Source organism: Pseudomonas sp. LBUM1670, from assembly GCF_059695695.1.
This window is the reverse complement of sequence record NZ_CP166783.1, coordinates 542,843-567,212: the sequence shown is the minus strand read 5'-3', so window position 1 is coordinate 567,212 and position 24,370 is coordinate 542,843. Positions and strand designations below refer to the sequence as shown.

Here is a 24,370-nt window from a genome sequence, read left to right as displayed (position 1 = left end):
ATCGGGCACCGCGAGCGCTTTGACGGTCTGGGGCCTGTCGCTATACTGCGCGTCAACTTCACGGACTAAAGAGCCGAGCTCAAGTGAACCGGCCCACGCCAGTAAAAACCGATAACTTCTTTCTGCTGATCTTCCGTGCACTGCGCCACCGCCGTGTACCGATTGCATTGCGCATCGCCAGCCATAACGTGATCCTGGTCGCTCTGGCCCTGGTGATCTACGCCTGTGTGATGGGTTTGCAGTTCAAGCAGGCCATGCACGAGCAGGCGGATGCCCTGGGCGAAAGCCTGACCACGCAGACCGCCACGTCCGCCACGGAGCTGCTGGTGTCCAACGACATCCTCAGCCTCAACGTGCTGCTCAACAACCTGACCAAAAACAAGCTGGTGGCCCACGCCGCCATCTACAGCGTGGATAACCGCATCCTCGCCGAAGCCGGCCAGCGCCCCAAGCACAGCCTGCTGGGTGAAGCCGAGGGCATGTATCAGAGCAAGATCACTTTCCAGGACGTGACCGCCGGGCAACTGCGCATCAGCCTGGACATGGATCAATTCCAGCAGCCAATGACCATCAGCCTGCAAAGCATGGGCATTTTGAGTGCGATTCTGTTGGCCCTGTCCCTGGCCTTGAGCCTGCGCCTGGGTCGGCACATCTCCACGCCGCTGCTGCAATTGCGTGTGTGGCTGCGCAATATCGATGAATACACCCCGGCTACCGGGCGTCAGGACGAGATCGGCGACCTGGCTCGCCAACTGCACGCCAACTTCGCGCCGGAACCGGCCGAGCCTGAGCCGGAACCCGAGTACGACGAAAGCGATGACGAAGACGCCGACGACAACGAGCCGTCCTTCGAAGTGCGCAACCTGCGGGACCCTAGTTTCGATGAAACCAAGCCTGTTGCGGGCCTCAAGCCTGCGCCGCGGCACATCGTCAGCACCGTAGAAGATGATGACGACGATGAAGCGTTTGCCGATTTGCGTGACGAATCGGTAGCGAGCGCACCGAAGCCGCTGGTAAAACCGCAGGTATCGAACGTGCCGCAACATAGTGCTGTGCTGGCCGTGCAGCTGGGCGCTCAGGATCAGCTGCGTCGCCTGCCGCGGGCACGCCTGGAAGAATTGCTGAAACGCTATCGCGACTGCCTCGACCAGGCCGCGTCGCTCTATGAGGGCGAACTGCATAGCCTGAACGATGGCAGCACGCTGATGGTGTTCCACACCGAAGACAGCGGCGATGACTACCTGACCAACGCCATCTGCTGCGGCGAACTGCTGCGGGCGCTGGGCCATCAGTTGCAGATCGAAGTCGCGGACAGCGGCATCACCCTGCAATTGCAACTGGGCCTGACTTTGGGCGACGAGTTGTTCGGCTTGAGCCAGATCGACCTGCTGCTGACCGAAACCGCCCAGGACGCCCTGGCACTGTCGCAACACAGCCGCAATCTGCTGCTGGTGGAGCGCAAGATCAGCGACAACGCGCTGATTCGCCAGCGTGCGCGGATCCGTCCGATTGCCAGCCCTGAGGGTGCTTGCTGTGTGGAGCGGTTGATGGAGCCTTATCCGTCGATGCTGGAGCGGCAGTTGGCGCGGATGCATGAGCGTCGGGCGTAAGCCTTAGCTCAGCAGTAAAAAAACCCGCAGACAAGTGATTGTCTGCGGGTTTTTTGTTGTCTGTTCCGGCCTCTTCGCGAGCAAGCCCGCTCCCACAGTGATCTCTGTCAATACAGAATTTGTGTACGACCGAGGTTACTGTGGGAGCGGGCTTGCCCGCGAAGGCGTCGGTATAGGCACTGGAGCTCTCCAGCCCGCAGAAACAACAAAGCCCACATCTCTGCGGGCTTTGCTTTGGATCAATCCAGGCTTTAGAACCTGAACACTTCCATATCGGTGCGGATCGGCGAAGCCATCGGGATCTTCGGCTGTTTCTCTTGCTCTGCCGCCGGTGCCACAGGCTTGGCAGCCGGTTTTTTGGGCGCTTCTGCAATCGGTGGCTGGTTGGCGAGTGGCTTGAGCGCGGTCGACAGCTGTTCGGCGAGTTTCTGCAACAACACACCCTGAGCCTGAACCTGCGCGGCTGTACCGCCGGCATGTTGTTCCTGCAGATGAATGATGCGGTTATCGCGAACCTGGCCACGACGGTCGATCAAACGCCATTGCGCATCAAGGATCGCCGGTTGCGATTCACCCGAATCCAGGCGCGTGATGGTCAACAGCACCTGAACGTCCGGCGTGAAGCCGACCGTTGCCGGCGCCAGCACCACACGCTGGCTGTCCAGATGACCCGCGACCTGACGCAGCAACAGCTGATCGATGTCGGATGACAGGCTACCCGCCCAACGACCATCCACCGAAGCTTGCAGGCTTCCATCCGGCTGACGCTGCAGCAATGTTTCACGTTGCAGGTAGTCGGCAACCGTTACCGGGCCGAGCAATACCGCCATGCCCGCGCTTTGCGCAGGCTGAGCCGGACTCCCGCTGTCCAGCTGATACAGCGACACCGGTTGGTGAGTGCTGCAACCCGCCAGGCCAAGAACGCCGGCGAGCATCAAAATAAAAGGAAGGCGCAGAGCTGTCATCGTCCCATCCAGGTGGTTGCCACAAGACACACCACAGTGAAAATACTCAATAAATATGAAGAACGCTCGGCCACGCCGGCGCTTGGAAAGGCCATATCATCCGTGAATATGCGTTCCGACTCCAGCGGCAAAGCGTCGATCTGCGCGTTAAATCGCAGATCGAGCGCTCTAGGACGCTTAATTGAGGTTTTCGACGAGCAGCGCATCTACCCTCTGGAAGCCTCGTGGAAGTTTGTTACCACGACGCCCACGCTCACCTTTGTAGTGTTCGAGGTCGTCCGCTTTCAGTGACAAAGTACGTTTTCCGGCCTGCAGCACCAGCGTGGCGCCTTCCGGCAGCACAGCGATGTCCGTGACAAATTCTTCGCGACTGGCCACACGCTCACCGGAAATCCCGATGATCTTGTTGCCTTTGCCCTTACCTAATTGTGGCAGATCGCTGATTTTGAAGATCAGCAGGCGACCTTCGGTGGTCACCGAGGCCAGCCAGTTGTTTTCACGATCAGCCACCGGGCGCGGCAGAATGACCTTCGAGTTGTTCGGCAGGCTCAGCAGCGCTTTACCGGCCTTGTTCTTGGCCTGGAAGTCTTCGCCCTTGACCACGAAGCCATAACCGGCGTCGGAAGCGATCACGTACAGCGAATCGTCTTCCGGCATCAGGACGCATTCAAAGGTCGCCCCTGGCGGCGGCGTCAGACGACCGGTCAACGGTTCGCCCTGGCCTCGAGCCGATGGCAATGTGTGCGAGGCCACCGAATAGCTGCGACCGGTGGAGTCGATAAACACCGCAAACTGGTTGGAACGCCCGGCCGCCAGGGCTTTGAAACCGTCCCCGGCCTTGTAGGAAAGCCCGGTTGCGTCGATTTCATGACCCTTGGCGGAGCGAACCCAGCCTTTTTCCGACAGCACAACGCTGACTTTCTCGTTCGGCAGCAGATCGTGTTCGGTCAGGGCCTTGGCTTCCGCGCGCTCGACGATTGGCGACCGACGGTCGTCGCCGTAGGTTTCGGCGTCCTTGATCAGCTCGGTGCGCACCAGTTTTTTCAGCTTGGCTTCGCTGCCCAGCAGGGCTTGCAGCTTGGCTTGTTCCTTGAGCAGCTCATCCTGCTCGGCACGCAGCTTCATTTCTTCCAGTCGCGCCAACTGACGCAAACGGGTGTCGAGAATGTAGTCGGCCTGGATTTCGCTGAGGGCGAAACGCGCGATCAGTGCGGCTTTCGGATGTTCCTCGGTGCGGATGATGTGAATCACTTCATCCAGGTTGAGGTAAGCGATCAACAAACCGTCCAACAGGTGCAGGCGACGCTCGACCTTATCGAGGCGGAACTGCAGGCGACGACGCACGGTCTGCACCCGGAACTCCAGCCATTCCACGAGCAATGCCCGCAGGTTTTTCAGCTGCGGCTTGCCGTCCAGGCCGATGATGTTGATGTTGACCCGGTAGCTCGACTCCAGCTCGGTGCTGGCGAACAGGTGCTGCATCAGTGCGTCGTGGTCAAAGTTTTTCCGTGCGCCCGGAATGATCACGATCCGGCACGGGTTTTCGTGGTCGGATTCGTCGCGCAGGTCAGCGATCTGCGGCGCCTTGGACGGTTTGGCCTGCATCATGGCCGCGATCTGCTCCAGCACCTTGGCACCAGACACCTGATGCGGCAGCGCGGTGACGATGATGTCGCCGTCTTCGATGTGGTACACGGCGCGCATGCGCACCGAACCGCGACCGGTTTCGTAGATTTTCAGCAGGTCGGCGCGCGGGGTGATGATTTCCGCTTCGGTCGGGTAATCCGGGCCCTGAATGTGTTCACAGAGCTGTTCGACCGTGGCTTTCGGCTCATCGAGCAAACGCACACACGCTGTCGCGACTTCCCGCAGGTTGTGCGGCGGTACGTCGGTGGCCATGCCCACGGCGATCCCGGTGGTGCCGTTGAGCAGGATGTTCGGCAAACGTGCCGGCAACACCAGCGGTTCGTCGAGGGTGCCGTCGAAGTTCGGGCCCCAGTCCGCAGTGCCCTGGCCCAGTTCGCTGAGCAGCACTTCGGAATAACGCGACAGCCGCGCTTCGGTGTATCGCATGGCGGCGAAGGACTTGGGATCATCCGGCGCACCCCAGTTTCCCTGGCCGTCGACCAGCGTGTAGCGGTAGCTGAACGGCTGGGCCATCAGGACCATGGCTTCGTAGCAGGCCGAATCGCCGTGCGGGTGGAACTTGCCGAGCACGTCACCGACGGTACGCGCCGATTTCTTGTGCTTGGAATCGGCGTCCAGCCCCAACTCGCTCATCGCATAGATGATGCGGCGCTGTACCGGTTTCAGGCCGTCGCCGATATGCGGCAAGGCACGGTCCATGATCACGTACATGGAGTAGTTGAGGTAGGCATTTTCGGTGAAGTCAGCCAGTGACCGGCGTTCTACACCGTCCAGGCTGAGATCAAGGGAGTCGCTCATGCGGGCCTCATCGGTTCGTTGTCTGGCGCAGCAGCATGGTGCCACCGCGCTGGGTAAATTCAAGTTTGTTCAGCGCGCTCATACCGAGCAGCACTTGCTTGCCATCCAGGCCTGGGACGACGATGGCGCGCACATCACGCAGCACTATGTCGCCCAGTTGCAGCCGGTCGACACGGGTTCGATAACCCTCGGTACGACCGTTGGCGGTGCTCAGGGTCACCCCGAAGCCTTGTTCCAGTTTCAGCCGTTCGGCCATTTCTGCCGGGATCGCGACGTCGGTTGCCCCGGTATCCAGCATGAAATCCACCGGCTGGCCGTTGATCTGGCCGCTGGCGACGAAGTGCCCCTGGGTGTTGCTGGCCAGTTTCACTTCGATAAAACCTTCGCCCTGTTCCGAGCTGACGACGACGTTGGGATTCTGCTGACGCTCCTCCCATTGGCCGAAAAACCGCGTCGCCAGAAACAGCGCCGCGCACCAGGCCAGCACCATAAACACCCGACCGGCGCGTTTTCCCGGCGTTTGCGGGGTCATGGTTTGGCGCTCCAGCCACCTTCCGGCGCGGCGAAGCGCCAGACGATCGGGCGGTACTCGCCATCAGCACGGGCACCGTCGTTGTTGTCGATGCCGACCCAGGCGCCCTCGGCGTCGACGATCAGCGCTTCCGCCAGGCCATAGCCCTGCGGATAACGACGGTTTTCCTGCAACGCCTCGTCGGCAAACGACCAGCAACGCTCGACCTTGGCCGTCACCGCGTCACGGCGGCAAATCTCGAACGCATTGCGCTCAAGGGTGAACAGCTTGCCATTGAACAAGGACAGATCGGCAAAATCCCGCGACACCGCTCTGGCCTTGGGAAATTTCGCCGGCTGCATTTCCATCCCGGCTTCGCTGAGCAGCACGCAGCCGCCATCGCAGTCCCAGACGATTTGCTGGCGCTTGATCAACAGCAGACCACGACGCTCGCGCTCGGCGGCCAGCCACAACTGATCGCCGGCCGGATTGATCGCCAGGCCTTCGAATAACGCATTGAAATGCAGCAGCATGCCGCTGGCCCGCGCCTCGCGAACCAGCATTGGCGAAATCTTCAGCCAGGACGCCGGGCCAACGAGCGGCACTTGCAGCACCGCTGCGTGGGATTCGCTGACAATGTAGCGATTACCGGCGCTGTCGCAGGTGATGCCTTCGAAATCCAGATTCCCGCCACGTACAAATGACGACGCCCAGGTCCGCGAACGCAGGCCCCAGGGCAAATCGCTGTCCGGCACTGGCGGCACACCGATGCGCACGGTTTCAGCCTGCCAGACCGTGTCGCTGGTTTCGAGGCGGTAGATCTGATCGTCGTCGCGATCGGAAATCGTCCACAGATTCTTGCCACACTGGGCCAGCCCCGACAGGTTGCCGCCGCGCATGCCTTCGACGGGATGCTCGGACAACAGGCGCAGCTCCGGTGCCGGTTCGGCAAATGCCGCAACAGAGGTCAGAAGTAACGCACTCGCCAGGGCAAAGCCAACCCGCATCAGCCAAGAACCTCGGCCAGGTTGCCTTTGGATTCGAGCCAGGATTTACGATCACCGGCGCGCTTCTTCGCCAGCAACATGTCCATCATTTCCGAAGTCGCTTCGAAATCGTCCAGGGTCAGCTGCACCAGACGCCGGGTGTTCGGGTCCATGGTGGTTTCGCGCAGTTGCGGCGGGTTCATTTCACCCAGACCTTTAAATCGGGTGACTTGCGGTTTACCGCGTTTCTTCTCGGCCACCAGACGATCGAGGATGCCATCGCGCTCGGCTTCGTCGAGGGCGTAGTAAATCTCTTTACCGAGGTCGATACGGTACAGCGGTGGCATGGCGACGTAGACGTGACCGGCATCCACCAACGGGCGAAAATGCTGGACGAACAGCGCGCACAACAGGGTGGCGATGTGCAGACCGTCGGAGTCGGCGTCGGCGAGGATGCAGATCTTGCCGTAACGCAGCTGGCTCATGTCCGCCGCGCCCGGATCGACACCGATCGCCACGGCAATGTTGTGCACTTCCTGGCTGGCCAGCACTTCGCTGCCGTCGACTTCCCAGGTGTTCAGAATCTTGCCGCGCAACGGCAGGATCGCTTGAAACTCTTTGTCCCGCGCTTGTTTGGCGGAACCGCCCGCGGAATCACCTTCCACCAGGAACAGCTCGGAACGCATCGGGTCCTGCCCGGCGCAGTCGGCGAGTTTGCCCGGCAGTGCCGGGCCCGCCGTGATGCGTTTACGCTCGACCTTCTTGCTGGCCTTCAGACGACGGCCGGCGTTGTTGATCGCCAGTTCCGCCAGGAGCATGCCGGTTTCCGGGTGAGCGTTGAGCCACAGGCTGAACGCGTCCTTGACCACGCCGGACACGAACGCCGCCGCTTCGCGAGACGACAGACGTTCTTTGGTCTGGCCGGAGAATTGCGGTTCCTGCATTTTCATCGACAAGACGAAGGCGATGCGTTCCCAGACGTCTTCCGGCGCCAGCTTCACGCCGCGCGGCAACAGGCTGCGGAATTCGCAGAATTCGCGCATGGCATCGAGCAAGCCCTGACGCAAACCGTTGACGTGCGTACCGCCCTGGGCCGTAGGGATCAGGTTGACGTAGCTTTCCTGCACGCTGTCGCCACCTTCCGGCAACCACAGCAGCGCCCAGTCGACCGCTTCCTTGTTACCGGCCAGGCTGCCGCAGAACGGCTCGTCCGGCAGGCGTTCGAATACGCTGACCGCGTCGACCAGGTAGGAGCGCAGGCCGTCTTCGTAATGCCATTCGACTTTCTCGCCGGTGGCCTTGTCTTCAAAACTGACCAGCAGCCCCGGGCACAGAACGGCCTTGGCCTTGAGTACGTGCTTGAGGCGGCTGATGGAGAATTTCGGTGAATCGAAGTACTTCGGGTCCGGCGCGAAGAACACGCTGGTGCCGGTGTTGCGCTTGCCGACGTTGCCGACCACTTCCAGCTCGGTTTTCTTGTAACCGTCGGCGAAGGTCATCTGGTATTCGTTGCCGTCACGCTTCACGCGCACCCGGACTTCGGTCGACAAGGCGTTGACCACGGAAATACCCACCCCGTGCAGACCGCCGGAGAACTGGTAGTTCTTGTTGGAAAACTTGCCGCCCGCGTGGAGTTTGGTGAGGATCAGCTCGACGCCCGAAACGCCTTCTTCCGGGTGAATGTCCACCGGCATGCCACGGCCGTCATCGCTGACTTCCAGGGAGTGGTCGGCGTGCAGGATGACCTGCACCGACGTCGCGTGCCCCGCCAAGGCTTCGTCGACGCTGTTGTCGATGACTTCCTGGGCGAGGTGGTTCGGCCGACTGGTGTCGGTGTACATGCCGGGGCGTTTGCGCACCGGGTCGAGGCCCGAGAGGACTTCGATGGCGTCTGCGTTATAAGAGCTAGCGCTGGGAGTGGCCATGGGGTCTCGTCGTCCGCCTGTAAAAAGAGTGTTCTGTGAAATAGAGGCGAGGGTTCACAACGCTGTGAAATCAATCGCCTGATACAAATCTGCGCCGATGCCGGCAAAACTCAGCATTGCCGGCAATTGCTCGGCAAAACCCTGGAAACTATGGTCGCCACCGGCCTGGATGCGCAAGGCACAGGCCCGGTAATACTGCTGGGCGAGGCGATAATCCAGCGTTTCGTCGCCGGTCTGCAACCACACCTGATACCGCTGCGGGTCCCGGGGCGCCGGCACTTCCAGCTCGGCGAGGGCCGCCACGTGGTCGTGGGTCAATTCCCAGGTTTCATCGGTATACAGGTTTTTCTGCGTCCCCAGGTACCCGTCGAACATCCGGTGCGGACTGACGGCAGGGTTGATCAACAGGGCCTTGAGGCCATGGCGCTCGGCCAGGTGAGTCGCATAGTAGCCGCCGAGTGAGCTGCCGACCAGCAGTGGTCGCCCCAGCCCGGCAATCGCCTGTTCGAGCTGACCGATGGCCTCGCGCGGATGGTGATGCAGGGCCGGAACAAGCAATTGATCGCTCAAACCCAGACGGTCCATCACTTCGATCAACTGAGTGGCCTTTTTCGACGACGGCGCGCTGTTGAAACCGTGGATATAAAGGATCGAACCGGACATTTGAACTCCCTGTGCGTCGGGTAGAAGAAGGCGGAGTTTACAGGGTGTTGAGTGAATCCGCAGAATTCGGGGCGACTGTGCCGACGCCTTCGCGAGCAAGCCCGCTCCCACATTGGATCTGCGTCGTTCACAAATCCAGTGTGGGAGCGGGCTTGCTCGCGAAAGGCGCGATTCGGTCCCTCAGTAGCCGTTGGAGCCGTAATCGACCTGAAAATCGAACCCGGTGACGCGCTCCACACCCGTTTCAATCCGGCCATCCGGCAAAAGCCGCAACCACCGATACCCCGGTGTCTGCTCACTGACCTTGAAATCCTCACTGCCCGGCTCGAACTGAATGCAGGTCGACGGCGAGGCAATCAGGCGCACGTTGTTACGCAATTGATCGATTTCCTGATGCACATGCCCCCAAAGCACGGCGCGTACTTGCGGAAACCGATCCAGCACGGCAAACAACGCCTCAGGATTGCGCAAACCGATGGGCTCCATCCAGGCACACCCGATCGACACAGGATGATGGTGGAAGCACACCAGATGATGGCGCTCGGGCGCCTCACTCAACGAGCGCGCCAGCAATTGCAACTGCTCATCCTGTAAATATCCCGGCACCGAACCGGGCACTGCCGAGTCGAGCAACGTGACACGCCAGTTACCGATATCCACCACGGGCTCCAGCAGCGCGCTCTGCACCGCGGCTTCGGCCATGATCTGTGGTTCATCGTGATTGCCGGGAATCCAGCGCGCCGGTGCATCGAGCTGGCGGGTCAGTTCGCGGAACTGCTGGTACGACTCCAGCGTTCCGTCCTGAGAAAGATCGCCACTGGCAATGATCAGATCGATCTGCGGCTGTTGCAGCCTGACCAGTTCGATGACCTTTTGCAGGCTGTCGCGCGTATTCATGCCCAGCAACGTACCGTCCGCTTCGGCAAACAGATGACTGTCGGACAGTTGCACCAGCAACGCCGAATCGGCGGTGGTCAATGTGGATACGCTCGGCAAGGCGTTCTCCCAGGGCTGAATCACGGGATTGGATGAGTGCCGCAATTATGCTGGGGGACGATCAAAAGAGGAAACCTGTGAACCTGACGCAGTTCACACTCAGCGCCCTATCTCCCAAATATGCTCTTTTTTTGGCGAGTGGTCATTGTCGTCAGGCAAGGCGCCGCGACGACTCATAGCTAGCTATGGGGAGGAGCGGCAACGCAGCATGGCGACAATGAACACCGCCAAAAATGAGCATATTTGGGAGATAGGGCGCTCAACGCACAACAGCGTACTCATGCCCACACGCCAGACAATGGCTCAGCCACTCCCCCAGAAACATGTTCAGCTGAGCCTTTTCGTCCGGCTGATGCATCGCGGCGTTCGGGTAAGGATAGATGCCGCGAAAGCGTCGCGCATGTTCGGCGCTGACGACTTCGGCCATGCAGGCGTCGTGATAGACCTGCACTTCCAGTTGCGGCACCGGCAGCCACGGCAGGCTGTGTTCCTGACGCACTTGCAGGGTGGTGGTGTACGGACAGACCTGCAGCACTTCGAGGGCCAGCACGCCGAGCATCTGGTCGCCGTGGGTCACGGCAATGCGCCGCGCCGCCGGTTCGTTGCGCATGTCCGGCAACAGTCGCATCAGGCGCGCGTAGTTGGCCTCGCAAGAGGCCTGCAGCCCCACGAGGTCGACCCTGTAACGATCGCGCAGCTTGTTTACGACCATAACCCCCTCACTTCCACGCGGTTCAATGCCAGCCATTGCAAGGCAATGATGCTGGCCGCGTTGGCAATTCGTCCGTCGCGTACGGCTTGCAGGGCATCATCGAACGCCCAGACCGTAACGCGGATATCTTCTGCTTCTTCCTCCAGCCCATGCAGGCCGCCGACCCCGGTTGTCTCGCAACGCCCCAGGTACAAATGCACGAATTCATTGCTGCCGCCCGGCGATGGAAAATATTTGGTCATCGGCCACAGCGCCCCGAATACAAGCCCAGCTTCCTCCTGCGCTTCGCGGTGAGCAACCTCTTCCGGCACTTCATCCTTGTCGATCAGACCGGCGACCAGTTCGATCAGCCACGGGTTGTCGGTCTTGCCCATGGCACCGACGCGAAACTGCTCGATCAGCACCACTTCGTCGCGCTGTGGATCGTAAGGCAGTACGCAGACGGCATCGTGGCGAACAAACACTTCACGATTGATTACTCGGCTCATGCCACCGGCGAACAACTCGTGGCGCAAGTGCACACGGTCGAGCTTGTAAAAGCCCTCGTAGCACTTTTCGCGCCGAACGATCTCAACGGCGGTTGGAATGGCGTTGGCAAAATCAGTCATGACAATCCTCTTTACTGCAAATCCGTTACGAGGCTCCTTTTTGTTACTTGCAACCTCGACTTCGCGCCATCCTAACGCGCCCGCGCCGTTTGATGCAGCCCCTTTCCCTTCAGCGGGATGGACGGTGAGGGCTAAACCAACTCTAATTAGCTTAGTGGCGAACTGACTGCTTCGTTGAGAGTCGAAGCGGATAACTTTTCGCCTTTCCCTGTTTTATGAAGGACGCCCATGTCGCTTTTTAAAATCGCCTCCGTGGCCGCAATCGCCCTGACCCTGGGCGCTTGCCAGAGCTTGTTCCAGCCCAACTACCGGGCGCCGCTGGAAACCACCCGCGATGCCTCCGAACAGCTGAAACCGGGTTGCACCACACCCGATTGCCCGTTGGTGAATATCGATACGCTGCGCTTTCCCGACGAGCCTCAGCTTGACGGCATCGTCGAAAAGCGCCTCCTGCAAATGACCCGTACCTCGCCGGACGCCCCGGCGGCACCGACGCTGGCGGCGTATCGCGATGAGTTTTTGCGCACGGCCGGCCCGCGCTACAGCAGTTACCTGCAAGCGAAAGTACGTGAGCAGCATGACGGCTTGGTGATCGTCGAATTTTCCAGCTACCTGGACACCGGCGGTGCTCATGGCACGCCGGGCCGCAGTTTCATCAACTATTCGCGCCAGCAGCATAAAGTGCTGACCTTGTCCGACATGCTGGTGCCGGGGCAGGAAGAGGCGTTCTGGAAAGCGGCGCAAGTGGCGCACAACAGCTGGCTGATCAGCACCAAGCTCGATCAGGAACCGGAGTTCGTGAAGAGCTGGCCGTTCCAGAAAACCCAGAACGTGGCGCTGACCTACGGCGGGGTGATCCTCAAGTACGAAGTGAGCACCATCGCGCCTTACGCGCTGGGCCACATCGAACTGAAGATCCCTTACCCACGCCTGAACGGCATTCTCAAGCCCGAGCTGTTTCCCGGCCGTAACTGAAGGCCCGACCGAGCACCAGCTGCAGCAACCCTGCCAGAATCAACGACGGCAGGGTTGCGCCGATGTCCGGATACAGATTAGCCAACAAGTGATAGGTGCTCACCCCGCCCAACCAGGCGAGCAACGCCGGCCAACGCAATGCGGCTGACGCCACTTGAGCAGAACGCTTGCGCAAGATGAAGTGATCCACCAGCACCACGCCGAACAGCGGCGCAAACACCGAACCGATCAACAACAGGAAGTTCTGGTACTGAGCCAATGGCGCCAACAGGGCGATCAGGGTGCAGACCACGCCGATGGCCAATGCCAGGTGCTCGACTTTCAAGCGCAACAGAATCCCGCTGGAGACGGCCGCCGAGTGAATGTCGGCAAACGCGTTTTCCGACTCATCCAGCAAAATCAGCAGCAGCGGAATCCCCAGACCCGCGCCCGCCAATGCCAGCAGCAAGGCATTCACTTCACCGCTCGGCGCGAACGCCAGGGTGTAAGCCACGCCCAGGCTCATCAGCCAGAAATTACCGATAAAGAAGCCAATCGCCGTACCGCCGAAGACATTCTTTGCACGCTTGCCGAAACGCGAGTAATCGGCAATCAGCGGCAGCCACGACAGCGGCATCGCGATGGCAATGTCGAAGCCCACCGCGAATGGCATCGAACCGTCACCCGCCTGCACCCACAACGCCGCCAGATCGGCCTTGGCGAACAGGTTCCAGGTCAGCCAGATGCACGCGGCCAGCAACAGCCAGATGCCCCACTTGCGCAGGATCTGCCGTACGAAGGTCAACGGCCCGCTGACGGCCAGCAAGGTCGCCAAGGCACCGAAGAACAACGTCCAGAGTAGCGGACTGGAGAACAGACTGCCTTCGCTGAACGCACGGGCGCCAAGCAGGCTGGCAGCGTCGCGCATCACAATGATTTCGAACGAGCCCCAACCAATCAGTTGCAGCAGGTTCAGCACCGCCGGAAGGCTCGCACCCCGTTTGCCGAGGCTGAGTTTGAGCGCGGCCATCGACGACAGACCGGTGTCGCTGCCGATCACGCCGACGGCGGCCAGCAACAGAACGCCGACCAGCGTGCCGAGGAAGATCGCCAGCAGCGAGCCGGACAGGCCCAGACCTGGCGCGAGCAGAGCGCCGGTCTGCAGTACCATCAGGCCGATGCCGAGGGAAAACCACAGGGAAAACAGATCGCGGCCGCCGAAGACACGTTTGTCGATTGGCACCGCGATATCAGGGGAATACGTGCTGGGTTGAATGCTCAAGGGTGTTATCTCAGAGGAATAAGTGTGTCATTGAGATATTTCGGCGCCTGGTCTGGCGCCTTCGCGAGCAAGCCCGCTCCCACAGGAGGAACGCATTCCAAATGTGGGAGCGGGCTTGCTCGCGAAGACGGCAGCACAGACGCCGTCAATCACAGGTCAGATCAAACCTTCTTGTACAGCTGACTGCCTTCCTGCTTGAACCGCTCAGCCTGTTCCGCCAAACCCTGGGCGACTTCGGCATCGACGGTTTCGATCCGCTGGTTGGCCGCGTATTCACGGACTTCCTGGGTGATTTTCATCGAGCAGAATTTCGGCCCGCACATCGAACAGAAATGCGCGACCTTGGCCGAATCCTTCGGCAGCGTCTCATCGTGATACGAACGCGCGGTGTCCGGATCAAGGCCCAGGTTGAACTGGTCTTCCCAACGGAATTCGAAACGCGCCTTGCTCAAGGCATTGTCGCGGATCTGCGCGCCCGGATGTCCCTTCGCCAGATCGGCGGCGTGCGCGGCGATCTTGTAAGTGATGATCCCGGTCTTCACGTCATCCTTGTTCGGCAAGCCCAAGTGTTCCTTCGGCGTCACGTAGCAAAGCATGGCGCAACCGAACCAGCCGATCATCGCCGCACCGATACCGGAGGTGATGTGGTCGTAGCCCGGCGCAATGTCGGTGGTCAGCGGGCCGAGGGTGTAGAACGGCGCCTCATCGCAGCACTCGAGCTGCTTGTCCATGTTCTCTTTGATCAACTGCATCGGCACGTGGCCCGGGCCTTCGATCATGCACTGCACGTCGTGCTTCCAGGCAATCTTGGTCAGCTCGCCGAGGGTTTCCAGCTCACCGAATTGCGCGGCGTCGTTGGCGTCGGCAATCGAGCCCGGACGCAGGCCGTCGCCCAGCGAGAAGCTGACGTCGTAGGCCTTCATGATTTCGCAGATGTCTTCGAAATGGGTGTAGAGGAAGTTCTCTTTGTGGTGCGCCAGGCACCACTTGGCCATGATCGAACCACCACGGGACACGATGCCGGTCACGCGTTTGGCGGTCAGCGGCACGTAGCGCAGCAATACGCCGGCGTGGATAGTGAAATAGTCCACACCCTGCTCAGCCTGTTCGATCAGCGTGTCGCGGAACAGCTCCCAAGTCAGGTCTTCGGCAGCGCCGCCGACTTTTTCCAGCGCCTGATAAATCGGCACGGTACCGATCGGCACCGGCGAGTTGCGGATGATCCACTCGCGGGTTTCGTGAATGTGCTTGCCGGTCGACAGGTCCATGACCGTGTCCGAACCCCAGCGGATGCCCCAGGTCAGTTTCGCCACTTCTTCTTCGATGGACGAACCCAACGCGCTGTTGCCGATATTGCCGTTGATCTTCACCAGGAAGTTACGGCCGATGATCATCGGTTCCAGTTCGGTGTGGTTGATGTTGGCCGGGATGATCGCGCGACCGCGGGCGATCTCGTCACGGACAAATTCGGGAGTGATGATTTTCGGCACGCTGGCGCCGAAGCTGTGACCGGCGTGTTGCTGGTCCAGCAGGCCAGCGGCGCGGGCCACTTCGAGCTTCATGTTTTCGCGGATGGCGACGTATTCCATCTCGGCGGTGATGATGCCTTTGCGGGCGTAGTGCATCTGGCTGACGTTGGCCCCGGCCTTGGCGCGGCGCGGGTTGTTGACGTGGGCAAAACGCAGCTTGGTCAGCTCGGCGTCGGCGAGGCGTTCCTGGCCGAAATTCGAACTCAGGCCTGGCAGGCGCTCGGTGTCGCCACGGGCCTCGATCCAGGGGGAACGCACGTCGGCCAGACCTTTGCGCACGTCGATGATGACGTTGGGATCGGTATAGGGGCCGGAAGTGTCGTACACCACCACGGGCGCGTTGATCTCGCCGCCGAAGTCGGTCGGGGTCACATCGAGGCTGATTTCGCGCATCGGCACGAGGATGTCCGGACGAGAGCCCTGAACATAAATTTTTTGCGAGCGGGTAAACGGCTGAACCGACTGTTGATCGACTTGGGCCGAGTCACTCAGGTTCGTAGTGTTTTTTAGTTTTATCGTCATCACGGGCTCTCCAGACATAATCCAGGCAGTGGATTTTTTGTCGGAGCGAACCTGTAAACGAATGGACGCACGTGCGCTGGGAAAACCAGCCGTGCTGTGCTCAGTGCTCGAGGGGTGTTCGATTGTCGAACAACATCCCGGACGAAGCACAAGAGGACTCGCCGGGTGACGAGAAATCTTGTTCCCTACGCAGGCGCTAACCTGATCAGGTTCAACGGGATCCGAAATTATTCGATCTCAGCCTCATAGCAAGGCACCCCGACAAGAACCCGGCCAGTCTAGACACAAGTGGCAAAGAACGCCAACACCGCAGCAAACACCATGATGAATGGCGCAATTACAGGATTGTTGCCGCACGTGTGCGCAACTACACTCGCTACGCCGTACCGCGCCTTGACGCTGTGCGGGTCGCGCCGTACCTTGGCGCCTAAATTATCAGCGTCATATCAATTTGTAGGGATCGCCTCATGCTGCGCAAACTCTCACTGGCCCTTGCCGTGTCTTGTGCGTCCAATGGAATGGCCTGGGCAGCAGAAGCGCCCTTATCGACCAGGACCGATCTGGTAAGCGTCTACCAGGAAGCGGTGGACAACAACGCCGACCTGGCCGCCGCCCGCGCCCAGTACGGCGCCCAGAAAGAAGTCGTGCCCCAGGCCCGCGCCGGCCTGCTGCCGAATATCTCGGGTGGCGCCCAGGTGGCCAACGTACGCACCGACATCGATCAACCGGCGGCCGTCGCCAACCGCAGCGCCAATTCCTGGCAGGCAACGTTGGCTCAGCCGCTGTTTCGCGCTGATCGCTGGTTCCAGTATCAGGCCGCCAAGGACGTCAATGAGCAGGCCGCGTTGCAACTCTCGGCAACCGAGCAAAACCTGATTCTGCAAACCGCTGAAAACTACTTCAACGTGCTGCGCAGCCAGGACAATCTGGCCTCGACCAAGGCTGAGGAAGCGGCGTTCAAACGCCAACTCGATCAATCCAATGAACGCTTCGACGTCGGCCTGTCGGACAAGACCGACGTGCTGCAATCGCAGGCCAGTTACGACACGGCACGGGCCAACCGGATCGTTGCCCAGCGTCAGGTGGATGATGCCTTTGAAGCGTTGATCACCCTGACCAACCGTCAGTACAACTCGATTCAGGGCATCGTCCACACCCTGCCGATCCTGCCGCCGGCGCCGAATGATGCCAAGTCCTGGGTCGACACCGCCGCCAAACAGAACCTGAATCTGCTGGCCAGCAACTACGCGGTCAGCGCCGCCGAAGAAACCCTGAAGCAGCGCAAGGCCGGCCACGCACCGACCGTGGACGCGGTAGCGAAGTACGAAAAAGGCGACAACGATGCCTTGGGTTTCAGCAACCCGAACGGCTTCGGCCAGCCGTATGGTGGCCCCGTCGAGCAACGCACGCTGGCGTTGCAACTGAACATTCCGATCTATAGCGGTGGCCTCACCAGCTCACAAGTGCGCGAGTCTTATTCGCGCCTGGACCAGACTGAACAACAGCGTGAAGGCCTGCGTCGGCAAGTGGTGGAAAACACCCGCAACCTGCACCGCGCGGTGAACACCGATGTGGAACAGGTGCAGGCGCGCAAGCAGTCGATCATCTCCAACCAGAGCGCGGTGGAAGCGACCGAAATCGGTTATCAGGTGGGCACGCGAAACATCGTCGATGTACTGGATGCCCAGCGTCAGCTGTACACCTCGGTGCGCAATTACAACAACACCCGCTACGACTACATCCTCGACAACCTGCGCTTGAAGCAGGCCGCCGGTACGTTGAACCCGGGGGATTTGCAGGATCTGAAGCGCTATCTCAAGGCTGACTACAACCCGGACAAGGACTTCCTGCCACCGGATCTGGCGAAGGCTGCGGCCGAGCAACTCAAAGCCCGGCCCTGACAGCAAAAGCAAAAAGCATTCGCGAGCAAGCCCACTCCCACATTTGATCTCTGTGAACACTAAATTTGTGTAAACAGAGATCAAATGTGGGAGCGGGCTTGCTCGCGAATGAAGGCGGCGCAGTCTAACGATCGATCAACTTGCCCAACCCATCCAGCAACCGCTGCAACGCGCCCTGATTGGTGCGCATCACTTTCAACCCGGCCTCCGTCATTCGCTGCGCATCGCGCGGCAATTCGAACAATCGCTGCACCGCCAACGCCAGACCTTCGGCATCCTCTACTTCTTGCAACGCCCCGGCGCTGCGCAATTGCGCGGCGATTTCGAGGAAGTTGAACAGGTGCGGCCCACTGAGCACCGGTTTCGCCAGGGCGGCGGGCTCCAGCAAGTTATGGCCACCGTTCGGCACCAGACTGCCGCCGACAAAAGCGCTGTCGGCCAGGGCGTACAGAAACAGCAACTCGCCCATGGTGTCGCCGAGCAACACCGAAGTCCCTGCGGTCACCGGCTCGCCGGTGGAACGCCGAACCGTGGCAAAGCCCTGTTGCTTGCACAGGTCGAACACCGCATTGAATCGCTCCGGATGACGCGGCACCAGAATCAGCAACGCATCGGGATGACCGGCAAGCAACTGGCGATGCGCCGCCAGCACCACTTCATCTTCACCGTCGTGAGTACTGGCGGCGATCCACACCGGACGCTCCTGAGCCTGCCATTGCCCGCGCAACTCGGTGGCACGCTGGAGCAGGGCCGGGTCGATGGTCAGGTCGAACTTGATCGAACCGGTTACCTCGACGGTGTCCGGACGCGCACCAAGATCACGGAAGCGCTGAGCCTCGGCTTCGGTCTGCACCGCGAACAGGCTCATCTCGGCGAGCATCGGCTGGGTCAGCTTGCCGAATCGGCCATAGCCTTTGGCCGAACGCTCGGACAGTCGCGCGTTGGCCAATGCCACGGGGATCCCGCGTTTGGCACATTGGTGGATGTGGTTGGGCCAGAGTTCGGTTTCCATGATCACCGCCAGCGTTGGCCGGACCCGATCAAGAAATCGCGCCGCGGCGCACGGCAAGTCATAAGGCAAATAACAATGCTGAATGCGCGGCTCATTGGCGAACAGCGCCTGGATGCGTTCGGACCCGGTCGGCGTCATGCAGGTGATGGTGATCGGCAGCGCCGGATAGCGTTGCAGCAACGCGCGAATCATCGGCGCCGCCGCAATGCTTTCGCCCACGGACACCGCGTGCACCCAGATGCCGCCCGGCTTCATCGTCGGCAACCCGAGGGAGAACCGCTCGCCGATGCGTTTGGCATACGCCGGCGCCTTGCGCGAGCGCAGCCACAGCCGAATCGCTACCAGTGGCAGCCCCAGGTAAAACAGCGCGGTGTAGAGAGTTCTATTCATGGCGGCGGAGTTTATCGGCTTTTCTCGCCGATCGCCTGCAAGTGCACGGCAAAACGTTCCGCCAGCCAACGGGCTGCCGGGCCGAGCGGTTCGTCACGGCGCCAGACCAGTTCCACCACCAGTGCCGGCGGTGTCCATTCGCTGACCAGTTCGATCATCTGCCCCTGATACGCCGGGTATTGCACAACGTGTCGTGGCAGCCAGGCCCAACCGAGGCCGCGCACCAGCCATTCAGCCATCACGTAGAAACTGTCAGCGCGCCAGACCTGCGGGCTGGCCGGCTCGCTGCCGGGATACACGCTGGATTGGGTCGACATCAGCAACTGCCGATGCTGCGCCAGTTGCTGGCAATCGACCTGAGCCTGACTTGCCAGTGAATGGCCGACGCCACACACCGTTACCATTTCGACGCTGCCCAGCACTCGACGCTCGAGCGCCTCGGGAATCTGATCGTGATAAAACAACAAACCGAGATCGGCTCGGCGTTCCACAAGCTTGCGCGCCACATCGCCCTGAGCGGCGCTGGTCAGTTGCACTTCAAGGCTGGGGAATTGTTTCGCCAGGGCTTCGAAGCTTTCAATGATTGGCTGATACGGCATTGCCTCATCCTGAGCCACGCGCAGTCGGGCCTCCTGCCCGCGCATCATCGCCAGCGCCCGGCCGTTGAGGCGTTCGCACTGGCGCAGCACTTCCCGCGCCTCCTCCAGCAAGGCACTGCCGGCCTCGGTGAGTTTTGGCTGGCGACCGCTGCTGCGGTCGAACAGGCTCACACCCAAGTCTTCTTCCAGCAACGCAATCGAGCTGCTGACCGCCGACTGCGCCTTGCGCTGATCCCGCGCCACAGCGGAAAACGAGCGCTGCTCCGCGACGCTGACGAACAAGCGCAGCTGTTCCAGATTCCATTGCATGTTCATGGGCAAACCCATCTTCAGGACAGATAGGTAATGACTTTACCGCATCTGAAGAATCACTAGAATGCCGACCTCAGAAAGCAACACTTCACACGAGGACGCACCCATGACCGCTTACTACTACCTGGCCATTGCCATCTGCGCCGAAGTGATCGCGACTGTTTCGATGAAAGCCGTCAAAGGCTTCAGCACACCACTGCCGCTGATTCTGGTGATCGTCGGCTACGGCATCGCCTTCTGGATGCTGACCCTGGTGGTGCGCAGCGTTCCGGTGGGCGTGGCTTACGCGGTGTGGGCTGGCATGGGGATCGTGATGGTCAGCGTGGCGGCGCTGTTTATCTACGGGCAGAAGCTGGATGTGCCAGCGATGCTGGGGATGGCGTTGATTGTGCTGGGCGTTGTAGTCATCCAGCTGTTCTCGAAAACCGCCGGGCACTAAGACCTGAACGCGATCTATTGTGGGAGCGGGCTTGCTCGCGAAGGCGATGTGTCATTCGACATAAAAGTTGCCTGACATACCGCCTTCGCGAGCAAGCCCGCTCCCACACGGTTTGCGCAAACCCCGATTAATCCCCTCTTCTTCGAGTCTGTATACTGCGCCCTCGTCTTGATCACTGAGGTCGCCGCATGCCATCCGTTATTTCCACCGACGTTCTGATTGTCGGCGCTGGTGTCGCCGGCCTCTGGCTGAATGCGCGCCTGCGCCGCCAGGGTTTTTCGACCGTGCTGGTGGAAAGCGCCAGCCTTGGCGGCGGGCAGAGCGTCAAGTCCCAGGGCATCATCCATGGCGGCGCCAAATACGCGCTGCATGGCGCCCTGACCGGCGCTTCGGAAGCCATCGCCGACATGCCGCGTCGCTGGCGTGAAGCCCTGGCCGGCGACGGCGAGCTGGACCTGTCCGGCGTGCGCCTGCTGTCCGAAGCCCACTACCTCTGGTCTCCCGGCACGATCGCCGGCAACCTCACCAGTTTCTTCGCCAGCAAAGCCGTGCGTGGCCGCGTCGACCAGGTCAAGGGCGATCAACTGCCGCCGGCCCTGCAGGACAAACGCTTCAAGGGCAAGGTCTATCGCCTCGCGGAACTGGTGATCGACGTGCCGAGCCTGATCCAGCGCCTGGCCGATCTGGCGGGTGATGGCTTGCTCGCCGGTCAGAACATCGAACCGTTCCTGGAAGGTGGCGTTCTGGTGGGCCTGAAGGTCGACGGGCGCGAGATCCGCGCCCAGCGCATCGTCTTGAGCGCCGGTGCCGGCACGGCGGCGCTGCTTGAAGCGCTGGGCCTGAGCCACCCCGCCATGCAACGCCGACCGTTGCACATGATCATCGCCAAAGGCCCGAGCCTCAAACCGCTGTACGCCCACTGCCTGGGCGGCGGCACCAAACCGCGCATCACCGTCACGACCCATCCGGCCGCCGATGGCCAATGGGTCTGGTACCTGGGTGGCGACATTGCCGAAGCCGAAGGTGTTGCCCGCGAACCTGCCGAGCAAATTGCTACCGCGCAGAAAGAACTCGGCCAGTTGCTGCCATGGATCGACCTGAGCACTGTGCAATGGGCGACCTTGCGCGTGGACCGTGCCGAGCCGCTGCAATCAGGCCTGACCCGTCCGGACAACGCATTTCTCGCCGAAGAAGGCCGGCTGTTGGTCGGCTGGCCAACCAAACTGGCCCTGGCACCGGACTTCGCCGACCGCGTCATCACTGCTTTGCAACGTGACGGCATCCAGCCAAGCCACCCGGCACCGCTGCCCGAATTGCCGAAACCTCCGATGGGTGTCCCGGCCTGGGAGCAACTGCTGCCATGAGCCAACCCACCCTGCACGAACTGCATCGCCCATTGGGCAGCACCGGCCTGATGGTTTCACCTCTGGGCCTGGGCACGGTCAAACTCGGCCGCGACCAAGGCGTGAAATACCCCAACGGCTTTCAGATTCCCGACGATGACGAAGCACGCATGCTGCTTAAACTCGCGCGCGACCTGGGCATCAATCTGATCGACACGGCCCCGGCCTATGGCCGCAGCGAAGAACGCCTCGGCCCCTTGTTGAGGGGTCAGCGTCAGGATTGGGTGATCGTCAGCAAGGTCGGCGAAGAGTTTGCCGACGGTCAATCCCGCCATGATTTCAGTGCCGCGCATACTCGCCTCTCGGTGGAACGCAGCCTGCAACGCCTGGAAGCGGATTTTATTGATCTGGTGCTGGTGCACTCCGACGGCAACGACCTGGCGATCCTCAACGGCAGCGAAGTCTACGCGACCCTCGCCGCGCTCAAGGCCGAAGGCAAGATTCGCGGCTATGGTTTCTCCGGTAAAACCGTCGAAGGTGGTTTGAAGGCTCTGGAGCAAGGTGATTGCGCGATGGTCACCTACAATCTGAACGAGCAGAACGAGAAGCCGGTCATTGACTATGCTGCTGCTCACGGCAAAGCCATCCTGGTCAAAAAAGCCCTGGCCAGCGGTCATGTCTGCCTGAGCCCGGGCGTCGACCCGGTGCGCGCCAGCTTCGAGTTGTTGTTTGAACATCCGGGTGTGGCCAGTGCTATTGTCGGGACCATCAATCCGCTGCACCTCGCCCACAACGTCGCCACCGTTGCCCAGGTCCTACGTAGCAACTGATGCCGCCCACGCGGCCTTAAGCAGGAGCCGACATGCCGCGTACGCTCATTAGAAAGAACCCGAGCAACTTCAAGACCCTGCCGTTATTCGTCGAAGCGACTCCCGAAGGCTTGAGCTATCAGAGCGTCGGGATGCCGCTCAATTTTTCCCAGACCCTGCAACGTCGCCGCCCGGTGACGGTGGCTGACAACCAGCGATTCGCGCTGGAACTGGCCAACCTCGGGGTCTCGGTGCGCCTGACCCTGCACTGGCAGAATCGCGACTACTGGGTGTTGGTACGCCAGCGTCGGCAAGACCGTGGCGATGTGGTGCTCAAGCTGATCTCCGGTTACGTGCCGGCCCACGAACTGAACCTGCCGCTGCACACGGCGATTCAGGAGATAGCCGAAGAGTGCCTGCTGGAAACCCCGGAAGGCTGGCTCGGTGGACGTTTCAACGACACCTGGCTGCCAGCACCCTACTCGTCTGCGCTGCACTATCGCGAAGCCTTGCCGTTTCGCCTCACCCCGTTTTCCGGCTCGGCGCGCCCGGTGCGTTGCGCCAACATGCAATTGATCGAGCGTCCGCAGGCTTACGTTCATCTGCCGACAGCGTCGCTGCAATTGATCTATGACTTGCGCCTCGACGTGCCCAAGGAAGCCAAGTCCCTGAGCCTGTTTCATGTCGACGAACGACTGGAAGGCGACCAACTGGTGGCCCGCCTGGATCGCAAACGCCCGGACTTGTACCTGATGCCACTGGAAGATGGCGTCCCGCTCCCCGAACTGTACACGCTCAAGCGCGACAAACTTCTACCCGCCAGTACCCGTGGACTTTTTCTGGCGGAAAGCTTTGCTATTCAGGAAGGCTGGACAGTCCGCGAGGAACGAATTCGCTGGAAGGACTGGGTTGCCCAACAAGGGCTGGAAGTACCGAAGGCCCCGCGACGGGGACTGAAGAAACTGAGCGTCAAGGCCCTGCGGCTGGTGCGGTTGGTTCGGGGAAGTTTGCGCAAGTAAATCAGGCTCGATCTAACCGGCTCGTTGCTTGTCCATGACGGTGCGTAACCGCGCAAAAAAATGGAAGTAGCGATTCTCGCGCTTGCCCATCCCGCGTTTGGGGGAGAATGATTCTTCGGCAAAGGCTCCGGTGATACGAACACGCGAAGCCTTGGTGTCCATGGTGCAGATCTTCGCCCCTGCCTGTTGCAGTGCAAATTTGAGCAGCCGCTCGGAGTGCAACTTCCTCCCCGTCGCTTTACTGAAATCAAAAATGCGCTCGATCCTTTTGCCGTACGCGACGTATGTGTCACGACCACAAATGGCAAAACGATCATTCAGCCCGCCCCACCACTGCCAGTCGGGAATGTAGGTGTTGAGCCGCCGGGCTTCGGCATGCTTGAACACATAAGCGGGAAGCGGTGAGTGAAAGAAATTGTCCGGCCGCACGTAGACGACGAAATCGGGATTGAAAGACTCCATCATGGTCGTGACGGTGTGCAGGGAATTGAGTTGATAGATCAGGTTTCTGAGTGAGGCGTAATCATCTGCCCAGGTATCGCCCAGCGCTTTCACTTGTTCAAAATTCCAGCGCTCCAGCACACCCTCGGTCGAGGTCAGTTGCCCGGTCATGGTTTCGAAGGGCGCGTAGTTGTCAGCCTTCAACTCACCTTGTTCACCGGAGCGCGAGTTCTGCACTTCGTCGATTTTATACAGATGATAAAAGCACTTTACGTTGCTGTCGGAAGGAAGCAGCGCAAGGACGTTTTCTTGAATGGAAGGAAAGCAGATTTGCGAATTTCTCGGGATACCAAAGAAAGCCACTGCAATATTCAACACTCGACAGCACCCCTTGAAA

At 60.6% G+C, this 24,370-nt stretch carries 21 protein-coding genes and 1 riboswitch; of the genes, 7 read left to right on the top strand and 14 right to left on the bottom strand.

The features are described from left to right. Positions 1-83: 83 nt before the first annotated feature. Complete coding sequence (locus tag ACA073_RS02600; protein ID WP_497401424.1) at positions 84-1,610, top strand: AhpA/YtjB family protein; 1,527 nt, start codon at positions 84-86, stop codon at positions 1,608-1,610. Between the two features lie 251 nt (positions 1,611-1,861). On the opposite strand, the gene ACA073_RS02595 is transcribed toward ACA073_RS02600, so the two are convergent. The 9 genes from ACA073_RS02595 to ACA073_RS02555 form a co-directional block, all read right to left on the bottom strand. Continuing rightward, positions 1,862-2,575 (bottom strand): PqiC family protein, encoded by a 714-nt coding sequence (locus ACA073_RS02595; protein ID WP_497401422.1) that lies wholly within the window; start codon positions 2,573-2,575, stop codon positions 1,862-1,864. 177 nt (positions 2,576-2,752) lie between these two features. After that, a complete protein-coding gene (gene parC / locus ACA073_RS02590; protein WP_497401420.1) occupies positions 2,753-5,020 on the bottom strand; it encodes a DNA topoisomerase IV subunit A in 2,268 nt (755 codons plus the stop codon). 7 nt (positions 5,021-5,027) lie between these two features. Next, positions 5,028-5,552: a retropepsin-like aspartic protease family protein gene (locus ACA073_RS02585; RefSeq protein WP_084320924.1), complete on the bottom strand. Its 525-nt coding sequence runs from the start codon at positions 5,550-5,552 to the stop codon at positions 5,028-5,030. Next, on the bottom strand, positions 5,549-6,538 hold the full coding sequence (locus ACA073_RS02580; RefSeq protein WP_497401418.1) for an esterase-like activity of phytase family protein: 990 nt from the start codon (positions 6,536-6,538) through the stop codon (positions 5,549-5,551). The genes ACA073_RS02585 and ACA073_RS02580 overlap by 4 nt, the downstream gene beginning before the upstream one ends. Then, positions 6,538-8,442, bottom strand: coding sequence for a DNA topoisomerase IV subunit B (gene parE, locus ACA073_RS02575; RefSeq protein ID WP_497401416.1), 1,905 nt, complete (start codon positions 8,440-8,442; stop codon positions 6,538-6,540). The genes ACA073_RS02580 and parE overlap by 1 nt, the downstream gene beginning before the upstream one ends. Before the next feature lie 54 nt (positions 8,443-8,496). Beyond that, on the bottom strand, positions 8,497-9,105 hold the full coding sequence (locus ACA073_RS02570; RefSeq protein WP_497401414.1) for a YqiA/YcfP family alpha/beta fold hydrolase: 609 nt from the start codon (positions 9,103-9,105) through the stop codon (positions 8,497-8,499). Positions 9,106-9,285: 180 nt separating this feature from the next. After that, complete coding sequence (cpdA, locus tag ACA073_RS02565; protein WP_497401412.1) at positions 9,286-10,101, bottom strand: 3',5'-cyclic-AMP phosphodiesterase; 816 nt, start codon at positions 10,099-10,101, stop codon at positions 9,286-9,288. 259 nt (positions 10,102-10,360) lie between these two features. Then, entirely contained in the window at positions 10,361-10,813 is a 453-nt protein-coding gene (locus ACA073_RS02560; protein ID WP_064675587.1) for a DUF1249 domain-containing protein, read from the bottom strand. Further along, positions 10,804-11,421, bottom strand: a complete 618-nt coding sequence (locus tag ACA073_RS02555; RefSeq protein WP_497401410.1) for an NUDIX domain-containing protein — start codon at positions 11,419-11,421, stop codon at positions 10,804-10,806. Before ACA073_RS02555 ends, ACA073_RS02560 begins: the two co-directional genes overlap by 10 nt. A gap of 228 nt (positions 11,422-11,649) precedes the next feature. On the opposite strand from ACA073_RS02555, the gene ACA073_RS02550 reads away from it, so the two are divergent. After that, positions 11,650-12,396 carry an RsiV family protein gene (locus ACA073_RS02550; RefSeq protein WP_497401409.1) on the top strand — a complete coding sequence of 249 codons (747 nt, stop codon included), beginning with the start codon at positions 11,650-11,652 and terminating at the stop codon, positions 12,394-12,396. Here ACA073_RS02550 and cytX read toward each other — a convergent pair. Together cytX and thiC are read right to left on the bottom strand one after the other, a co-directional pair. Continuing rightward, positions 12,365-13,657: a putative hydroxymethylpyrimidine transporter CytX gene (gene cytX, locus ACA073_RS02545; RefSeq protein ID WP_497401407.1), complete on the bottom strand. Its 1,293-nt coding sequence runs from the start codon at positions 13,655-13,657 to the stop codon at positions 12,365-12,367. The two genes, ACA073_RS02550 and cytX, sit on opposite strands and share 32 nt — an antisense overlap. A 161-nt stretch (positions 13,658-13,818) precedes the next feature. Next, positions 13,819-15,708: a phosphomethylpyrimidine synthase ThiC gene (gene thiC / locus ACA073_RS02540; RefSeq protein ID WP_214380390.1), complete on the bottom strand. Its 1,890-nt coding sequence runs from the start codon at positions 15,706-15,708 to the stop codon at positions 13,819-13,821. Between the two features lie 165 nt (positions 15,709-15,873). Continuing rightward, positions 15,874-15,979: riboswitch (TPP riboswitch) on the bottom strand. Positions 15,980-16,175: 196 nt separating this feature from the next. Here thiC and ACA073_RS02535 point away from each other — a divergent pair. Then, positions 16,176-17,609, top strand: coding sequence for a TolC family outer membrane protein (locus ACA073_RS02535; protein ID WP_497401405.1), 1,434 nt, complete (start codon positions 16,176-16,178; stop codon positions 17,607-17,609). A 124-nt stretch (positions 17,610-17,733) separates the two neighbouring features. Here the strand turns inward: ACA073_RS02535 and waaA are convergent, their stop codons facing one another. Both waaA and ACA073_RS02525 read right to left on the bottom strand, forming a co-directional pair. Then, complete coding sequence (waaA, locus tag ACA073_RS02530; RefSeq protein ID WP_497401403.1) at positions 17,734-19,011, bottom strand: lipid IV(A) 3-deoxy-D-manno-octulosonic acid transferase; 1,278 nt, start codon at positions 19,009-19,011, stop codon at positions 17,734-17,736. 11 nt (positions 19,012-19,022) lie between these two features. Beyond that, the gene (locus ACA073_RS02525) at positions 19,023-19,925 is read right to left on the bottom strand and encodes a LysR family transcriptional regulator (protein ID WP_497401401.1); all 903 of its coding nucleotides are present in this window, start codon (positions 19,923-19,925) and stop codon (positions 19,023-19,025) included. A gap of 103 nt (positions 19,926-20,028) precedes the next feature. On the opposite strand from ACA073_RS02525, the gene ACA073_RS02520 reads away from it, so the two are divergent. The 4 genes from ACA073_RS02520 (at position 20,029) to ACA073_RS02505 (ending at position 23,532) form a co-directional block, all read left to right on the top strand. Further along, the gene (locus tag ACA073_RS02520; RefSeq protein ID WP_008027887.1) at positions 20,029-20,361 is read left to right on the top strand and encodes a DMT family transporter; all 333 of its coding nucleotides are present in this window, start codon (positions 20,029-20,031) and stop codon (positions 20,359-20,361) included. A 188-nt stretch (positions 20,362-20,549) separates the two neighbouring features. Then, positions 20,550-21,725, top strand: a complete 1,176-nt coding sequence (locus tag ACA073_RS02515; RefSeq protein ID WP_497401400.1) for an NAD(P)/FAD-dependent oxidoreductase — start codon at positions 20,550-20,552, stop codon at positions 21,723-21,725. Next, positions 21,722-22,534: an aldo/keto reductase gene (locus ACA073_RS02510; protein ID WP_497401398.1), complete on the top strand. Its 813-nt coding sequence runs from the start codon at positions 21,722-21,724 to the stop codon at positions 22,532-22,534. The genes ACA073_RS02515 and ACA073_RS02510 overlap by 4 nt, the downstream gene beginning before the upstream one ends. Before the next feature lie 32 nt (positions 22,535-22,566). After that, a complete protein-coding gene (locus ACA073_RS02505) occupies positions 22,567-23,532 on the top strand; it encodes a metal ABC transporter ATPase (RefSeq protein WP_497401397.1) in 966 nt (321 codons plus the stop codon). Between the two features lie 12 nt (positions 23,533-23,544). Here the strand turns inward: ACA073_RS02505 and ACA073_RS02500 are convergent, their stop codons facing one another. Next, a complete protein-coding gene (locus ACA073_RS02500) occupies positions 23,545-24,351 on the bottom strand; it encodes a hypothetical protein (RefSeq protein WP_497401395.1) in 807 nt (268 codons plus the stop codon). Positions 24,352-24,370 lie beyond the last annotated feature (19 nt).